Raw genomic sequence first — 17,505 nt, forward strand, 5'->3', positions numbered from 1 at the left:
GGTTGAGTATGAACGTCCTGCCGGGACGAGAGAGAAGAGAATGACTGTCCGAATTGATGAGACCGACCGGAAGATTTTGGCGCAGCTGCAACGGGATGCGAGCCAATCTCTGGACGATATCGCCCGCGAAGTGGGCTCTTCGAAGACCCCGGTGTGGAATCGGATCCGCAAGCTGCGGGAGGCCGGGGTGATCGGGCAACAGACCGTGGTGCTGGATTCCGAAGCGCTTGGGTTTGAGGCGTGCTTTTTCGTGCTGATCCGCACCTCGGAGCATGAGGCAGCGTGGCAGGCGGCGTTTCTGAAGGCGTTGCAAGACCGGCCAGAGGTGCAAGAGGCGCACCGGCTGGCGGGGGATATCGACTACATTCTAAAGGTACGGGTCAAGAATGCGCGGGCCTATGATGTGTTCTATCAGGCGCTGATTTCGGAGGTGAAGGTGCACAACGTGACTGCGCTTTTGTCGATGGAAGAGATCAAATCGACGACGATGCTGCCGTTGTAAAACCTTGGGGCGGCGCATCTTTTCAGATGGCCGCCCCGGTTGTTTTCAGGACTGCGCGAGCGCTGCGACGATGGGCGCGAAGTCCGCGGCCTTGAGGCTGGCCCCGCCGACTAACGCGCCGTCGACATTCTCCACTGCAAAGATCTCGACCGCATTTGTTGCTTTCACCGAGCCGCCGTAGAGCAGGGGAAGCGCATTGCCGATATCTGCACCGAAACGACTGATGAGGCGCGTGCGGATGAAGTCATGCACTTCTTTGATCTGCGCGATGCTGGGCACTTTACCGGTGCCGATGGCCCAGATCGGCTCATAGGCGATCACGGTATTTTCCGCATCAACAGCATCGGAGAGGGAGCCGTCAAGCTGGCCCCCGATGATGTCGAGCGTTTGGTCCGCGTCACGCTGTGCCTCACTCTCGCCGATACAGACAATGGCGGTGAGCCCGGCAGCCCAAGCGGCGCGGGTCTTGGCTTGCACATCGGCGTCGGTCTCACGGTGCGCATCGCGGCGTTCGGAATGGCCAAGGATCACATGGGTCGCGCCGCTGTCGGCCACCATGGAGGCGGAAATATCGCCCGTATAAGCGCCCGCATCTTCGGCATGGCAATCCTGCGCACCGATCTGGATCGGGCTGCCGTGGGTCGCGTCGGTGGCGCGGAACAGCAGGGTGCTGGGCGGGCAGATCACGACCTGTGGCGGGTTTTCGGGCAGGCCCGTGGCAAGGCTGTGAAGCTCTGCCAAAGAGGCGGCGGTGCCGTTCATCTTCCAGTTGCCGGCGGCGATTTTGGGGCGCATCGGTTCCGTCCTGATCTGTTACTGTTGCCAGATCAGTTCGCAGGCCCGTGGCCTTTCGTCAAGGCCGGGGCAGATCGGCGCGCTTACTTCGCGCCGAGGCTCTCGTCGAATTTAATCGATTCCCCGCAACCGCAGGCTTCGGTCACATTGGGATTGCGGAACTTGAAGCCAGACTCGAGCAGCGTTGTCTCATAGTCGATTTCAGTGCCGAAAAGGAACATCTGCGCCATCGGTGCGATCATCACGCGCGCGCCATCCTGCTCAACGACTTCATCGTTGGGATCGGTCGCTTCGACATATTCCATGGTGTATTCCATGCCCGCACAGCCGCCTTTTTTGACGCCAATGCGCAGCCCCGCATGGCCCGCCGATTGCATCAACTTTGCAATCTGGCCAGCAGCTTTGGGGGTCATGGTGACGGCTTGCTTGCCGGGTATGCCAAACATCAGAAATTCTCCTATGCCGCCAAGATAAGGGTGCGGGGCGGCGATCTCAAGCCGTCAGAAGGAATTCATTGCAGCCTTGGTGGCGAAGGCCGCGATAAGCGCCCAGCCAAAGGACGCCAGCGTGCCGATAATGACGTATTCGCTGATTTTCTGGTTCTTTTTCACCGTGTCGAACCGCAGAATCGATTTTGCCGCGATAAGAAAACCGATGCCCGCAGGCTCTTCAATCATAACCATGAGGAAAATCAACGCGCGTTCCAGCAAACCGATGATACGGCCCGCATTATCAAGCCCATCGGGCTGGGCCTGCGCTTTGTGAGGGAGCATCAGGCCTCCCACCGCTGGGCCACCTGCAAGGGTGGCGGTGATCAACCCCGCAAGGAAGAGGGCGGGCGGAATAAGTGTTGTGCTATGGGCGGCCCAGATGCCACTTGCGAAAGCCTCAGGCAGATAGAGGGCAAGGAGGGCGATGGTGACAAGATGCGCGGTCTGATCGGTGAGATAGGGCCAAAGCCGCTCACGGTGCTGCGCAGGCACGGCGTAGGTTTTGACCGCGTCAATCGCGACATGAGCGAGGGCGAGAAAAGCGGCGGGGATGGGACTACCGCCAAGGGCCAGTGCCGTCAGGGCAAAGACAATGATCCCATGCAGCAAAAGGACTTGGGGTTTGCGTTTGGCGGTGACCATCGCATTGGTTTGAAAGACGAAATCCGCTAGCAGATGGGCGAGCAGGCAAGCGAGGGCGGTGGCGATGGCCTGTTCGGTCATAGAGGTTCCGGCTGTTGGTGGTTGTGGTCATTTGAAAAGCCGTAGCGAGCAATGGCAAGGGTCTTTCTCTGCAGGAAATACAGGTTTATTTGGCTGTAATTGATAGTAACAGCTTGAAAAGGCTGTTTACTGCTCTTCCAGTACGTCGCAAACCTCCCGCAATTCATCAATCCCCGCCGCGTCGACATGGCCCTGCACGCTTTGCTGGGTGAGGTCGAACTGCTGGGCGAGGATGGCTTGTACAGGGGGCTCGGGGGCGAGCATGTAATAGGCGACATCGGCTTGGCGCATCGTCCAGCCGCGAACAATCCGGTCGGCAAGGGGGAGAGCTGCACGCAGGGCGACCGGGGTATCCGGCGCATTCATCCGCCGCGCGCGGGGCATCGTATCAAGTGCGTGGCCGGAACGGACCAGCGCCGCCCCATCGGCGCGGGAGAGGTCATCGCCGGCGAAATGCGCATCTCCCAGCCCGATCCCGAAACGCGTGTCTGCGGTCTTGCCACAACGGCGCACGGCGGCGCGCAGGACGAGGGCCGCGCGAAAGGTGAACTGAGGCGTCACGGCCATTTGCCAGCCGTCACCGCGAAAGCGGGTCATACGTGTGGGCTGGTCTTGCCACGTTGCGACGGCGTCGGCGGCCTCCTCAAGACGGGTAAAAACCGCGTCCAATTCCGCGCGTGTCATCGCGGTGGATTTCACGATATCGCCGGTAAAAATTGCCCAAGTTTCCATGGCTTGCCTCTTGTTTCGCACAATGTCGCAGGAAGGCGAAACCCATGCAAGCCCGGCCAAAGAAAAGGGCCGCCCGGTGAGGGGCGACCCTGAAAGCGATCTAAAGTAGTGGGCGGATCAGAGGCCCATGCAGTTCGCGTAGTAGGTCACGGTCGCGGGCCAATCGGAGAAGACACCGACCACGCCCACGTCTTGGGCCAGCACATCCAGCGCCACCAGATAGTCGCTGTCGTCTTTCACGATGTCATTGACCGACTGGAAGTACCAACCGCCACCGGATGCCAGCGGGCCGGACCGCTCCAGCGTCCAAGCGATCAGGGTCAGACCCGCCTCTTTCGCGGCCATGGCGTAATCGGAGGCGGCAATCGCACCGTCCTTGTTGGTCATCAGCATGTTCAGCGATGGAGCGAGGTAGTTCACGCCCTTGGCTTTTAGATCGGCGAAATCTTCTTTCCATGTTTCTGGGTTCTGCTCATCAAAACCGTCGGGCCATTCGACCAGATAGACGGCCTGCTTGCCGAATTCGGGTGTGTTCTCAACCCAGTAGAGCACGTCGTCGAGATTGAAAGACTGCGGCCAGACGTCAGATCCGGGGATGCCGGCAGCAACATATTCATCCACCAGCTTTTGCGCGTAGTCTTCTTGAGAGAAGCCGTCATGGGGCATCTCTACGGAGGGGGATTTGAGCTCTGGCGTGAATTTGGCACCGAGGGATTTGAACAGTTCGATCGATTCCGCATGGGTCATCAGATCGGCTTTGTCGCTGTAAAGCTCGGTGCGGAAGCTCGCCACGCCGCCTTGATAGTCTTCTGCTGTCGTGGCGGTATTGTCGGCGCTGTCCATCTTGGGCGTGAGGGTGCGGAACTCTGCCAAGGTGATGTCAGACGTGCGGCATTCGGCGCTGGCGGGCGTGTCGCCCGAGGCAGCGGTAAAGCCGGTGGTGCATTTCTCGGCCAGATCGGAGACGAGAATGTTGGTGGTGGTGTGCAGGTCGTTCTGCGCGTGACGGCAGACCAGTTCATGATCGGCGGTAAAGGTCACGTCGCATTCCAGAATGCCAGCGCCCATGCGGGCCGCGGCGACGTTGGATTGCACGGTATGTTCGGGAAACATCAGAGGGGCGCCGCGGTGACCGATGGACAAATCAGACTTGGAGGCATCTTGACCCATGCAGGAGGCCAGCTTGTCCTTCAATTCGCCATCGGGAAGCTTATCCACCAGATAGGCCGGACGGGGGCCGTATTCGACAGGCGTGGCGGCGGCATGGGCATCGGCCAGCGCCATACCGGGGGCAAGGGCCAAAGCAGCGAGAGAAACGAGGGTGCGCATAATGTTATCCGTTCGTGAATGAAGTTCTGGGGCTTCTATGAGGTGCCACTGTAACGGTTTCACGACGGCGTGATGTCAGTCAAATGAACAATGAGCGGCGGGTGTAATCGGCGGGATATAGCCAAAAAAAACGCCGCCAATGTCTTGCATTGACGGCGTTATTCGTTCGCTATGTAAAACAGGCGCTTACATGAAGCCCAGTTCGAGCCGCGCCTCGTCCGACATCATATCCATGCCCCAAGGCGGCTCCCAAACCAGCGCCACATCGACCTGTTTCACACCGGCGATGGGTTCGACAGCATCAGCAACCCAACCCGGCATCTCACCCGCGACAGGGCAGCCGGGGGCGGTCAGCGACATCTTGATATCGACTTCGTTTTGGTCATTGATGTCGATGGTATAGATCAGCCCCAGCTCGTAGATATTTACCGGGATCTCAGGATCATAGACCGTACGACAAGCCTCAACGACCTGCTCATAAAGCGGGTGGTCGGTGGAAGAGGGCGCAATCAGCGGCGTCCCCTCAAGCGGTTGGGTCTGTTCGGTCATCTCTTGCCTCGCATCATTCTCGACACTTTATATAGGGATTGCGGGCGGGGGCGTAAAGTAGCCCGAAACCCTCAGGGCGGGGTGGTCCCCCGTCATCCCCCTTTGCGACGCCGCGCAGGCTGCGGCTTCACGCGGGCTTCGATCTCATCATAGACCTTACCGACGATATCCTTGCTTGTCGCCTTCTCAATTCCCTCAAACCCGGGGGAGGAGTTGACCTCAAGCACCTTTGGCCCGTTTTCCGAGCGCAGCAGGTCGACCCCGGCGATGCCAAGGCTGAAGGCCCGCGCGGCGCGCACGGCGGTGTCGCGTTCCTCTTTCGAGATCCGCACCACTTTGGCCGAACCGCCCCGGTGCAGGTTGGAGCGGAAGTCGCCCTCCGCCCCGGTGCGTTTCATGGAGGCGACGACCTTGCCGGCCACCACGAGGCAGCGGATGTCTTCGCCTGCGGCTTCTTTGACGAAATCCTGCACGAGGAAGTTGGCGCGCAGACCCCGGAAGGCGTCGATCACACTCTCGGCGGCCTTTTTGGTTTCGGCCAGCACGACGCCCTTGCCTTGGGTCGATTCCAGCAGCTTCACGATCAGCGGTGCGGTGCCCACCAGCGCCATCAGGTTTGAGGTGTCCTTGGGCGAGGCGGCGAAAGCCGTGGTCGGCATGCCGATCTTTTTCGCAGCCAAGACCTGATGCGCGTGCAGCTTGTCACGGCTGGCGGTGATCCCGGCAGAGCCGTTGACGCAATAGGTGCCGATCGTCTCGAACTGGCGGATCACGGCGGTGCCATAGGGGGTGATCGACGCGCCGATGCGCGGAATTACGGCGTCATAACGCGGCAGGCGCTTGCCGTCGTAATGCACTTCGGGGGCCAGTTGGTTGATTGCCATATAGCAGCGCGTGGTGTCGATGACCTCAACCACATGGCCGCGGGCTTCGCCAACCTCGACCAGGCGGCGGGTTGAGTAGTTATCCTCACGACTTAACACGGCGATGCGCAGCGCGCGCTGCGGCGCGGTGTGGCGCAGGCTCGCGGTGTGGTAGACGTCATAATTCAGATCAGGCTGCAAACGCCGCTCGGTCGCGGAGATGTTGATGTGTTCCGTCAGCGCCTGACGGCCCAGCAACATGCGGCTTGTCATGCCCGCGCGGTTGGTCAGGGTGACGTCGATGGGCCAGCTTTGGCCGTTCACTTCCAAGGTTGTGGCAATCACGAAACGATGCTCGGATTCGCCGTTGGAGGAGGTCACCTCGCGCCGGTCGATGATCGGCGCCGAACAGGTGATGGAGATATCTTCGCGGCCCGAGATCGGGTGCACGTTAAAGCGGACCTTGGGCTTGGACGCGGGGCCAAAGACCTCAATATCATGGGCATGCAGCGCTGAGGTGCGCGCGCCAGTGTCTACTTTGGCTTTGATCGCGGGCAGGCCAAGATCGGGCAGGGCGACCCATTCTTCCCAGCCGAATGTGAGTTTTTCCATTACCTGCTCCTTGGGTCATTGGTCTGCCTGCCTAACCTGCGGCAGGGATCGCTTCAAGCGGTGCTGTGTTACGGTTTGCCCATATCTGCAGGCGCGGGGGGCAACATGCGGACGTCGTCTTCTTTCTCCATCCGCGCCGCAGCGGCGAGGAGCTCTTCGCGCACCCGGCATTCGATATCCCAGAATGTCGCCGCATTGTCGGTGGGCAGTTCAAAGCGCACCTTGATCCCGAACGCGTCTTGCTCAAGCACATGGACCTTGGCCTTGTCCATCGGTTTGACGTCATTGGGGTCTTCGCGGGCCAAAAGGTCAAAGAACACCCGGCGCAGGGCGGCAACATCGGCGTTTTGCGACAGGGTTAGAATGATGGGGCGGATCATGGCGTGATCCTCAATCGACCAGTTCTCAAAGGCGTCGGAGACGAAATAGCTAACCGGAACGATCAGGCGCGTGCCGTTCCAGTTCAGCAGCTGCACATAGGTAAAGTGGATGCGCTCGACAGTGCAGAAATGCCCTTCAAAGATCAGTTGGTCCCCGATCCGGGCGGAGCGGTTCAGCGCGATCTGGATAGAGGCAAGGATGTTGCCCAGAACCTCACGCGCGGCGAAACCCAGCACGATGGTCACCGCACCGGCAGAGGCCAGCAGCGACAGGCCAAGGGTGTTGTCCGCATTGCTCGAAACCAAGATCACGCCAGAGGCCACCAGCACGGCAATCACGATCACCCCTTTGCGAGCGGCGGCGATCGTGGTCGCGATGGAGCGCATATGCGCGTTCATCGGGTCGGCCAGCTCATAGGCGTTGTTAGGGCTGATCCGGTCGAAAATCTCGTCAAAGGTAAAGACAATGGCGAGGGTCGCGGCGGTCACATAGGCGATCAGCAGAATGGGGCTGAGAACCGCGTCAATGAAACCGGAGACCACCAACACCCGGCTGGTGGCCGTGCCGATGATTGCGGCGCAAAGCACGATGGCGGCGGGCCAACGGAAGGAACGTAGTACAAAGCGCATCCAGCGACGCTTGGCCACTTCGCCCAGACGACGCATAAAGCCAAAGGCGAACCAGCCTGCCGTCAGGGCCGCCACCAACAACAGCGGCAGAAACAGCACCTCCCAAAGGTACATGCCCCAAAAGGCGCGGATCCGCAGCCAATCGGGCAGCATCGTCTCAAGCTCCGTCGGCCCGTACTGCGCGTGAAGGTGGGGAATGTTGTCGGTGCTCTGGCGTGAGAAGACCCAGACGGGCTCGGCGTCCTCTCCGGGTTTGATCCGATTGAGCCGCAGGGGCACATCATGGCCGCCCAGTTCCAGCCGGTCGATCAGCAGCGACCGCCGCACCCGCCCGGTGTCGTTATCCTCAGCCGAGCCAGAGAGCCAACCGTCCGGTCGGTCTGCCAGCTTGCGCCAAGGCACGACGACCTTTCGCTCCATCAGGACCGACAGTTGAAAGGCGCGTTCGGCGCCGATAACCGCCTGATCCCCTTGGGGTAAGTCCGACAGGTCAAGGATGTGGGCCGCGTCCGAGTAGTGACCATTGTCCGTGAGGTAAATGAAACTTTCCAGCGCGGCCATGGGGGTGCCGCGGTCCAGCGTCTCGGGTGGGGACGGCAGGCCGGGGTTCAATTCGGTCGTTTCAAACCATTTTTCCTGCGCCTGTCCGGTAGCCGCCCCAGACAGCATCGCCAGCGCCAGCACAAATGCCCCCAAAAAACGAGGAAATACAGACGCAAAAGCGCGTGGGAGTAAGGCAAGCCGCTGCATGGATAGCGCAATGTAGCGGGGGTTCCGGCAATTCAAGGCTGCACCTTGCCTCTTCGGGCCATTTGCAGGCGCTTAGTTCTCGTTAATATCGCGTGTGACGATCCGCGCACCGCTGGACTGGCGTTTGAAGAGCACCCTCAGTGCCACCCAAGCGATCAGCGATAGCACCGCAAAAAGCGCCAACATCAGGGCTACATTAGCCGGTGCCCAAAAGGCCACCACCACCGCCATAGCGAGCGCGCCAAGGGCAAAGCCCAAGAAGATCGAGCCGGGCAGCAAAAGCTCGACCACGCCAAGGGCAAGGGCGGCGCAGACCCAAATCCACCACAGTCCCAGCCAAGCGGCCATCAGCTTTTTCCTTTCAGCAGTTTGAAGGCATCGCCAAAGGCTTCGAGCGCCTGCGCGGGAACGAGAATGGTTTGGCTGCCCGTGCCTTTGCCCATCGCATTGAGCGCATCGACCTGTTTTAACGCGATCTGATACTGCGCCGCCTCCAGCCCGTTTTCATTGATCGCCGTGGCCACCACCTGTGTGGCATAGGCTTCCGCATCGGCCAGAATACGCCGCGCCTTTGCGGTCTGCTCAGAGGCATAAAGCTCGGCCTCTGCCGCCAGTTCCACGGCGCGTTTCTTGCCCTCGGCTTCCGTCACCTGCGCCCGGCGGGCGCGTTCTGCGTTAAGCTGCTGCATCATCGCCGCGCGGGTGGCGGCATCAAGGTTCACGTCCAAAATTTCGGCGCGGGTGACTTCGATGCCCCAATCGTCCACCGCATCTTCGACGCTGGATTTGATCGTTGTAATGAGTTGGCTGCGGTTGGCCTGCACCTCGTCGAGGTCCATCTTGCCGATTTCGGCCCGCACGATCCCGGCCACGGTGGTTGAGATCGCACTATCCACGTCACGGATGCGGTAAACGGTCTTCTCCGGCTCGGTAATGCGGTAAAAGACCGAGGTATCGACCTGCACCAGCACGTTGTCCCGGGTGATGGCGTCTTGGCTGGCAGTGGGCAACTGACGCTCAAGGATCGAGATTTTATGCGCCACGCTGTCGATGAAAGGCACGATCATATTGATCCCCGGTCCCAAGACCGCACGCAGACGGCCAAAGCGTTCGATGACATGTTGTTCGGATTGCGGGACGATCTTGACTGACTTCAAGATCAGGATCACGACCAGCAGCGCCAGCAGCAACCACGCAAGGTTGTTCTCTAAAAGGCCGATAAGCATATCTTCGAGTTCCAAGGGCGTAATCCTTTGAATTATATTATTTTCGGGCAATTATCGCTATTTTAGCTTTATTGCATGTTTCTCGCCACTGGTTTATCGCGCCAGTCGCAGCCAGAGAGGGCCAGAGTATGACCAGCACCGGATTCACCAAACACGCGCAGGACGGCAAGGCACGCAGCGGCGTGATCCAGACCCCGCGTGGCGAGATCCGCACACCCGCCTTTATGCCCGTGGGCACCGCGGCGACGGTCAAGGCGATGATGCCTGAAAGCGTGGCCTCAACAGGGGCCGACATTCTGCTGGGGAACACTTATCACCTAATGCTACGCCCCACGGCCGAGCGAGTGGCAAAGCTTGGCGGGCTGCATAAGTTTATGAATTGGGACAAGCCGATCCTGACCGACAGTGGCGGCTTTCAGGTTATGAGCCTTGCCGGGCTCCGTAAGCTGACTGAACGCGGCGTGAGCTTCAAGAGCCACATCGACGGCTCGAAACATGAGATCACGCCCGAACGCTCAATGGAAATCCAAGAGCTGCTGGGCTCTGACATCGTCATGTGTTTCGACGAATGCCCCGCGCTGCCCGCCGACCGCGCCCGCATTGCCGAAAGCATGCGCCTGTCGATGCGCTGGGCCAAGCGCAGCCGCGACGCTTTCGGTGACCGTCCGGGGCATATGCTCTTTGGCATCCAGCAGGGCGGGCTTGAGCAGGACTTTCGCCAAGAGAGCGCCGAGGCGCTGCGCGAGATCGGCTTTGACGGCTACGCGGTCGGCGGGCTGGCCGTGGGTGAGGGGCAGGAGGCGATGTTCTCCACCCTTGATTTCGCCACCGACATGCTGCCCGAAGACAAGCCGCGCTACCTGATGGGCGTGGGCAAGCCGGACGATATTGTGGGCGCCGTCGCACGCGGCATCGATATGATGGACTGCGTATTGCCCAGCCGTTCGGGCCGTACAGGGCAGGTGTTCACCCGGATGGGCGTGCTCAATATCAAAAACGCGCGTCACATGGATGACCCGCGCCCGCTGGATGAGAATTGCAGTTGTCCGGCCTGCCAGAACTATTCGCGGGCCTATCTACACCATGTCTTCCGCAGCCAAGAGATCATCTCGTCGATGCTGCTGACATGGCACAACCTGCAATATTACCAAGACATCATGGCCGGCATGCGCGAGGCCATCGCGGCGGGGCGCTTTACCCAGTGGCAGGCGGATTTCCATGCTGGGCGCGAACAGGGCGATATCGATCCGCTGTAAGGGCAGGGCGCGCGGCTAATCTCACGCGAAATTGTGCTGACGGTCCTTGCTGCAACGCGGTCGGGTCTTAGGTGCCCTTGCACAGTCTATTGCAAGGAAAGGCCCAAATATGACCGAGAAGCTATTTACCCCCTTCACCGCCGGTGAGATTGTGGCCGACAACCGTCTGGTCATGGCACCATTGACCCGCAACCGTGCGGATAATGAGACCGGCGAAGTCTCTGATATGCATGTCGATTACTACCGCCAACGCGCCGGTGCAGGGATCATCATCACCGAAGCGACCCAGATTAGCCCCGAGGGGAAAGGGTACTTCCAAACCCCCGGCATCCATACCGACGGCCAAGTCGCCGCATGGCGCAAAGTGACCGACGCCGTGCATTCCGAAGGCGGGCGCATCGTGATCCAACTGTGGCACGTGGGCCGGATCAGCCATACCTCGCTGCAACCCGAGGGCGCCAAACCTGTCGCGCCTTCGGCCATCGCTGCTGGGGTGAAAACATTCACCGCCAATGGATTTGAAGACACTTCCGAGCCACGCGCGCTGGACTTGGATGAGATGCCACGTCTGGTTGCCGACTATGCCCATGCCGCTGAGATGGCAAAGAAAGCCGGTTTCGACGGGATCGAGGTGCATGCCGCCAATGGCTACCTGCTGGATCAATTCCTCAAGACCGGCAGCAACAAGCGTGACGATGCCTATGGCGGCAGCGTGGAGAACCGCGCGCGGTTGCTGTTTGAGGTGCTGGATGCCGTGACAAAGGTCTGGGGTGGTGAGCGTGTGGGCCTGCGGCTCTCGCCCTTCTCGCCCGCCAATGGGATCGAAGACGCCAACCCGCAAGAGACTTTTGAGTATGTCGTCGAAGGGCTGAACCGCTACAACCTGTCCTATCTGCACCTCGTCGAAGGTGCGACAGGCGGCTCGCGCAAGCTGGACGACGGTGAGAGCATCGCCGCCCTGCGCGCGTTGTTCAAAGGGCCCTACATGGCCAACAACGGCTATGACCGCGAGATGGCGCTAGAGGCCGTGGCCAATGACAAAGCTGATCTGATCGCAGTGGGCCGCCCCTTTATCGCCAACCCCGATCTGCCGCGTCGGTGGCAGATGAACGGGCCGCTGAACAAGGGGGACACCGATACCTACTATGGTGGCGGTCGCGAAGGATTTACCGACTACCCGGCATTGGAACAGGCCAAGGTCTAACCTATCCGGGGGCGTCTGCGCGGCGCTCCTTGGCAAAGCGGCGCGGGAATGGCTTAAAAACAGCCAATCCCGCGCTTGCCTCCACCTCGCCAAACCGCGATGATGGCGGCTTAAAACCCCGCAAGGGATTGAAACAGGCGGATAGGATGCACACATGTCCTGTCCAGAAAAGGGGATGTCAGAGGCCGCCTATAACAGGGGCCCGGATGTCTTGCTAAGATAAGGAATTGAGCATGTTAGAGCCACTGAACGCATCCTACCCGGTGCTTCCGCTGCGCGACATCGTCGTGTTTCCCCACATGATCGTGCCGCTTTTCGTTGGCCGCGAAAAATCTGTCCGCGCCCTTGAGGAGGTGATGGCGGACGACAAACAAATCCTGCTGTCGAGCCAGATCGACCCCGCCGAGGATGATCCCGACACCGCCGGTATCTTCAAAGCGGGCGTGTTGGCCAATGTGCTGCAACTGCTGAAACTGCCCGATGGCACCGTCAAAGTGCTGGTCGAAGGGCAGGCGCGGGTGCGCATCACCGAATACCTTGAGAACGACAATTTCTTTGAGGCCCGCGCTGAGTATCTGACCGAGATGCCGGGCGATGCGGCCACCACACAGGCGCTGCTGCGCACCGTGGCGGATGAGTTCGAACGCTACGCCAAGGTCAAGAAAAACGTCCCCGAAGAAGCGCTCGCCGCCGTTGGTGAAAGCGCCGAACCTGCGCGTCTGGCCGATCTCGTGGCCGGGCACCTCGGCATCGAAGTTGAGCAGAAGCAGGACCTGCTGGAGACGCTCAGCATTTCTGAGCGGCTTGAGAAGGTTTACGGCCTGATGCAGGGCGAAATGTCCGTGCTGCAGGTCGAGAAAAAGATCAAGACCCGCGTCAAATCCCAGATGGAGCGCACGCAGCGTGAATACTATCTGAATGAGCAGATGAAGGCCATTCAACACGAGTTAGGCGACGGCGAAGACGGCAAGAACGAAGTGGCCGAGCTTGAAGCCCGTGTCGCTGAGACCAAGCTGAGCAAGGAAGCCCGCGAAAAGGCCGATGCCGAGATCAAGAAGCTCAAGAACATGAGCCCGATGTCTGCCGAAGCCACTGTGGTGCGGAACTACCTCGATTGGATGCTGTCGATCCCGTGGGGCGTTAAATCCCGCGTTAAGAAAGACCTGGGCAAGGCGCAGAAGGTGCTGGATGACGATCACTATGGCCTCGAGAAGGTCAAGGAGCGGATCGTCGAGTATCTGGCCGTGCAACAGCGCTCGACCAAGATGAAAGGCCCGATCATGTGCCTCGTCGGCCCTCCGGGCGTCGGCAAGACCTCCTTGGGCAAATCTGTCGCCAAGGCCACGGGACGCGAGTTCATTCGCATCTCGCTCGGCGGCGTGCGTGACGAATCCGAGATCCGCGGCCACCGCCGGACCTACATCGGCTCCATGCCCGGCAAGATCATTCAGGCGCTAAAAAAGGCCAAGACCACGAACCCGCTCATCCTGCTAGATGAAATTGACAAGATGGGGCAGGACTTCCGGGGCGATCCGGCTTCGGCCATGCTCGAAGTGCTTGATCCGGAACAGAACGGCACCTTCGTCGACCACTATCTCGAAGTGGAATATGACCTGTCGAACGTGATGTTCCTGACCACCTCGAACAGCTACAACATGCCCGGCCCACTTCTGGATCGGATGGAGATCATCCCGCTTTCCGGCTACACCGAGGATGAAAAGCGCGAGATTGCCAAGCAGCATTTGGTGCAGAAGCAGATCAAGAACCACGGCCTGAAAGAGAAGGAGTTCAAAATTGAAGACTCCGCCCTGACAGGCATGATCCGTTACTACACCCGTGAGGCCGGCGTGCGGAACCTTGAGCGTGAGATTGCCAAGGTGGCGCGTAAGTCGCTGACCAAAATCGTTAAAAAGGAAGCCGAAAGTGTCACCGTCACCGGCGACAACCTTGAGGATTTCCTCGGCGTGCGGAAACACCGCTTCGGTCTGGCCGAGGAGAAAGATCAGATCGGTGTCGTGACCGGGCTGGCCTATACCTCCGTAGGTGGCGAGCTGCTGCAAATCGAAGCGCTGCGCCTGCCGGGCAAGGGCCGGATGAAGACCACCGGTAAGCTGGGCGATGTGATGAAGGAAAGCATCGACGCAGCGAGCTCCTACGTCCGCTCGATCAGCCCGCAGATCGGGGTGAAACCGCCGAAGTTCGACACGCTGGACATCCACGTCCACGTGCCTGATGGGGCCACACCCAAAGACGGTCCCTCGGCTGGCTTGGCAATGGTGACTTCGATCGTGTCGGTGCTGACGCAGATCCCCGTGCGGCGTGACATTGCCATGACAGGCGAGGTTTCGCTGCGTGGTAACGCGATGCCAATCGGCGGCCTGAAGGAAAAGCTCCTCGCGGCCCTGCGCGGCGGTATCACCACCGTGCTGATCCCGCAGGAGAACGAGAAAGACCTGCCGGATATTCCGGACAACGTCAAAGAAGGGCTGACCATCATTCCGGTGAACCATGTCTCCGAAGTGTTGGAACATGCGCTGGTCAGCAAGCCGAAGGCAATTGACTGGGACGAAGCCGCTCAAGAAGCCGCCGAAGCTGCCGCGATGAAAGCCCGCTCCGCTGGCGTGGACGCGACCACCACGCATTAAGACTGCGACCGAGGACTAAGACCTCAACGCGCGCCTTTCGAGGCGCGCGTTTTTCATTGGGGAAGGGTGCAGGCCTCCCCGAAACCGCTGCCGATTTTTGCGCCAAACCCTCTTGCAAGCTCCGCCGCAATTGGCTACTTCGCCCCGCAAGGGTGATTAGCTCAGTGGTAGAGCGCTTCGTTCACATCGAAGATGTCAGGAGTTCAAATCTCTTATCACCCACCATTTTTCATAGGTTTGGCAGTCTGCGGGTCGGTTCTTCGACCCTTGACCGACGCCCGCCCGTAAGCGGCCCGCCCATTTCGCTCTGACCCTGTGCGGCCTACGGCGCGTGGTCGCATCCCCCCACGGGGCTGGTCCTTCTCCGGTCACCTGCCCTATACCATGCGCAAAACGGCGGAGAGAGCATGTCAGCACAGCCTAAAATCTGGTTCCTGCGTCACGGGCAAACCGAATGGAACCGCGCATTTCGCCTGCAGGGACATCTCGATTCCCCGTTGACCGATCAGGGCGTCGCAGAGGCCCATCAGCAGGCGCGGATAATGGGGCCGATCCTGGCGCAAAACCCAAATATCCTCGTCTCCCCGCTCGGTCGCGCGCAGCAGACGGCGCAAATTGCGCTGAATGGTACGTCCTACCACTCCGATCACCGTTTGATGGAAATTCACGCAGGGGAGTGGCAAGGGCTTTCCCGCGATGAGATATTTGCCGCGAACCCGGCCCTCGCTGCCCGCGACCCGGCTCCCTTGGACATCTACGGCGCCGCACCGGGCGGGGAGGGGGTGCCCGCCTTTCACGCCCGCATCGGGGGGCTGCTTGACAGTCTGACCGCGCCCACCGTTTTGGTTGCCCATGGCCTTTGGGGGCAGGTGTTGCGGGCTGCGGTTTGTGGCGTCGACTTGGCGAATGCCGGGCGGCTCAGCAATCGGCAGGGCTGTGTCTACCTGCTGGAGGGCGGCACGGAGACGATCTTGGAAGCCGCACCATGAGCCGCTATCCAACGGTCTTTATCCTCCGCCATGGTGAGACGGAATGGAACCTCGCCAACCGGCTGCAGGGGCATTTTGATTCCCCCCTGACGGAAACCGGGCGCGCGCAGGCGGCGGCGCAGAATACGATCCTCCAGCGGTGTGATCTGGCAGGGTTTTCGGCGCTCACCAGCCCGCAGGGACGGGCGGTCACCACGGCTGAGATTGCGTTGGCCGGGCTTGGGCTGGAGGTCGCGACGGATATGCGCTTGGGTGAAATCGGCATCGGCGCTTGGGCGGGTGAGACGCGCGATACTTTGCTGCACCAAACACCTGCTGCGCGTGATTCCTATGACCTTTACGAACATGCCCCAGAGGGGGAAGGATTCGCCGCACTTTACCAACGTTGCCGCAGCTTTCTTGACGCTCTGACAGGTCCTCATGTGCTGGTGACCCATGGCATTACCTCGCGCATGCTGCGCCTTATTTTAATGGGCCGCGCGCCGAGTGCACTGCGGGATATGCAGGGCGGTCAGGGGGTGGTATTCCGGCTAGAGAACGGTCAGCAAAAAAGGCTGACATTATAGGGTTGAAGCCCGCCCCCACCTTGCGCTATGAGGTCCAAGTCGGGTCGTTAGCTCAGTTGGTAGAGCGCTTCGTTTACACCGAAGATGTCGGGAGTTCGAGCCTCTCACGACCCACCACCTTCCCCTAGGTTTCGTTCGTTTCATAGCGTTTTGCCGCAGCGGTGAGCCCGACCGACGCTCGTCCGCTTTGCGGCCAATCTGGGTCGGGAGTTCGAGCCTCTCACGACCCACCACCTTCCCCTAGGTTTCGTTCGTTTCATAGCGTTTTGCCGGAGCGGTGAGCCCGACCGACGCTCGTCCGCTTTGCGGCCAATCTGGGTCGGGAGTTCGAGCCTCTCACGACCCACCACCTTCCCCTAGGTTTCGTTCGTTTCATAGCGTTTTGCCGCAGGGGTGAGCCCGATCGACGCTCGTCCGCTTTGCGGCCAATCTGGGTCGGGAGTTCGAGCCTCTCACGACCCACCACCTTCCCCTAGGTTTCGTTCGTTTCATAGCGTTTTGCCGCAGGGGTGAGCCCGACCGACGCTCGTCCGCTTTACGGCCAATCTGGGTCGGGAGTTCGAGCCTCTCACGACCCACCTTTTCCCCTGCTGCATCAATTAATCCGTTTCAATAGACCGAGGGCGAGCCGCTCTACTGTCAGCTTGGCTAGCGGGCTTAACCACTCTTATGGAACCCATCCTTTCTCGGTCGATACTGCCTCAAAACAGCTTTCAGACCCGCCTCGGATTGTCCGCCCAATCCTACCAATCCAACGCCCCAAACCGCCGCCCAAACCAGCAATAGGAAAATTTCACATTTTCCAGCAAACCGCGCTTGACGGCAGAGCGCCCCCACCATAGAACACCCAAACGCTCCGGGGCGACCTGGAGAGTGCAGCGGGCGGTTGTAGCTCAGTTGGTTAGAGTACCGGCCTGTCACGCCGGGGGTCGCGGGTTCGAGCCCCGTCAACCGCGCCACCGCTGCCTGAAAAGGGGACCTCTTCGAGGTCCCTTTTTTCGTTTCTAGTCCCCCAGAAGCCCCTCGAAAATTACTTTTCAGAAAGCTGATTTTTCTCGCGCAAATGCGCTTGACGCTCTTCGCGCCTTGGCCTATTCCGCCCACATCGCGCGGTTGTAGCTCAGTTGGTTAGAGTACCGGCCTGTCACGCCGGGGGTCGCGGGTTCGAGCCCCGTCAACCGCGCCACTTTCCCTTTTCCACATCAGACATACACTGGGACCACAGCGGTCGCAGCGGCGATGTGCGTCGGGGTTTGGCATTGT

16 protein-coding genes and 4 tRNA genes are annotated in these 17,505 nt (G+C 60.2%); 10 read left to right on the forward strand and 10 right to left on the reverse strand.

Translation table 11 applies throughout. From position 1 onward, the window contains the following. The first annotated feature begins 40 nt into the window (after positions 1–40). Positions 41–502, forward strand: coding sequence for an Lrp/AsnC family transcriptional regulator (locus K3759_RS06165; RefSeq protein ID WP_007120312.1), 462 nt, complete (start codon positions 41–43; stop codon positions 500–502). Between the two features lie 45 nt (positions 503–547). On the opposite strand, the gene tpiA is transcribed toward K3759_RS06165, so the two are convergent. The 10 genes from tpiA to K3759_RS06215 all read right to left on the reverse strand — a co-directional run bounded on the left by tpiA (position 548) and on the right by K3759_RS06215 (position 9,582). Beyond that, entirely contained in the window at positions 548–1,297 is a 750-nt protein-coding gene (tpiA, locus tag K3759_RS06170) for a triose-phosphate isomerase (RefSeq protein ID WP_259984997.1), read from the reverse strand. 83 nt (positions 1,298–1,380) lie between these two features. Next, complete coding sequence (locus K3759_RS06175; RefSeq protein ID WP_067265014.1) at positions 1,381–1,743, reverse strand: iron-sulfur cluster assembly accessory protein; 363 nt, start codon at positions 1,741–1,743, stop codon at positions 1,381–1,383. A 54-nt stretch (positions 1,744–1,797) separates the two neighbouring features. Next, positions 1,798–2,511 (reverse strand): DUF3307 domain-containing protein, encoded by a 714-nt coding sequence (locus K3759_RS06180; RefSeq protein WP_259985000.1) that lies wholly within the window; start codon positions 2,509–2,511, stop codon positions 1,798–1,800. Positions 2,512–2,637: 126 nt separating this feature from the next. Next, the gene (locus K3759_RS06185) at positions 2,638–3,243 is read right to left on the reverse strand and encodes a hypothetical protein (protein ID WP_243262791.1); all 606 of its coding nucleotides are present in this window, start codon (positions 3,241–3,243) and stop codon (positions 2,638–2,640) included. Positions 3,244–3,360: 117 nt separating this feature from the next. Further along, on the reverse strand, positions 3,361–4,572 hold the full coding sequence (locus tag K3759_RS06190; protein ID WP_259985003.1) for a glycerophosphodiester phosphodiesterase family protein: 1,212 nt from the start codon (positions 4,570–4,572) through the stop codon (positions 3,361–3,363). 186 nt (positions 4,573–4,758) lie between these two features. After that, a complete protein-coding gene (locus tag K3759_RS06195) occupies positions 4,759–5,121 on the reverse strand; it encodes an SUF system Fe-S cluster assembly protein (RefSeq protein WP_259985005.1) in 363 nt (120 codons plus the stop codon). A gap of 92 nt (positions 5,122–5,213) precedes the next feature. After that, positions 5,214–6,596 (reverse strand): 30S ribosomal protein S6--L-glutamate ligase, encoded by a 1,383-nt coding sequence (gene rimK, locus K3759_RS06200; RefSeq protein ID WP_259985007.1) that lies wholly within the window; start codon positions 6,594–6,596, stop codon positions 5,214–5,216. A 68-nt stretch (positions 6,597–6,664) separates the two neighbouring features. Next, positions 6,665–8,290 (reverse strand): mechanosensitive ion channel family protein, encoded by a 1,626-nt coding sequence (locus K3759_RS06205; RefSeq protein WP_259985009.1) that lies wholly within the window; start codon positions 8,288–8,290, stop codon positions 6,665–6,667. 138 nt (positions 8,291–8,428) lie between these two features. Further along, positions 8,429–8,704, reverse strand: coding sequence for an NfeD family protein (locus tag K3759_RS06210; RefSeq protein WP_259985011.1), 276 nt, complete (start codon positions 8,702–8,704; stop codon positions 8,429–8,431). Next, complete coding sequence (locus tag K3759_RS06215; RefSeq protein ID WP_259985575.1) at positions 8,704–9,582, reverse strand: SPFH domain-containing protein; 879 nt, start codon at positions 9,580–9,582, stop codon at positions 8,704–8,706. The genes K3759_RS06210 and K3759_RS06215 overlap by 1 nt, the downstream gene beginning before the upstream one ends. A gap of 128 nt (positions 9,583–9,710) precedes the next feature. On the opposite strand from K3759_RS06215, the gene tgt reads away from it, so the two are divergent. From tgt to K3759_RS06260, 9 genes are all read left to right on the forward strand, one after another. Further along, on the forward strand, positions 9,711–10,838 hold the full coding sequence (gene tgt / locus K3759_RS06220; RefSeq protein WP_259985013.1) for a tRNA guanosine(34) transglycosylase Tgt: 1,128 nt from the start codon (positions 9,711–9,713) through the stop codon (positions 10,836–10,838). Between the two features lie 109 nt (positions 10,839–10,947). Then, on the forward strand, positions 10,948–12,042 hold the full coding sequence (locus K3759_RS06225) for an alkene reductase (RefSeq protein WP_259985015.1): 1,095 nt from the start codon (positions 10,948–10,950) through the stop codon (positions 12,040–12,042). A gap of 233 nt (positions 12,043–12,275) precedes the next feature. Continuing rightward, positions 12,276–14,687 (forward strand): endopeptidase La, encoded by a 2,412-nt coding sequence (lon, locus tag K3759_RS06230; RefSeq protein WP_259985017.1) that lies wholly within the window; start codon positions 12,276–12,278, stop codon positions 14,685–14,687. 150 nt (positions 14,688–14,837) lie between these two features. Beyond that, positions 14,838–14,912, forward strand: a tRNA-Val gene (locus K3759_RS06235). Between the two features lie 182 nt (positions 14,913–15,094). After that, positions 15,095–15,676, forward strand: coding sequence for a histidine phosphatase family protein (locus K3759_RS06240; protein ID WP_259985019.1), 582 nt, complete (start codon positions 15,095–15,097; stop codon positions 15,674–15,676). Further along, entirely contained in the window at positions 15,673–16,242 is a 570-nt protein-coding gene (locus K3759_RS06245) for a histidine phosphatase family protein (protein WP_259985021.1), read from the forward strand. Before K3759_RS06240 ends, K3759_RS06245 begins: the two co-directional genes overlap by 4 nt. Positions 16,243–16,283: 41 nt before the next feature. Further along, positions 16,284–16,359 (forward strand) — tRNA-Val (locus tag K3759_RS06250). A gap of 765 nt (positions 16,360–17,124) precedes the next feature. Beyond that, positions 17,125–17,201, forward strand: a tRNA-Asp gene (locus K3759_RS06255). A 150-nt stretch (positions 17,202–17,351) separates the two neighbouring features. Next, a tRNA-Asp gene (locus tag K3759_RS06260) sits at positions 17,352–17,428 on the forward strand. Positions 17,429–17,505 lie beyond the last annotated feature (77 nt).

This window comes from Sulfitobacter sp. W027, assembly GCF_025143985.1.
GTDB lineage: Bacteria > Pseudomonadota > Alphaproteobacteria > Rhodobacterales > Rhodobacteraceae > Sulfitobacter.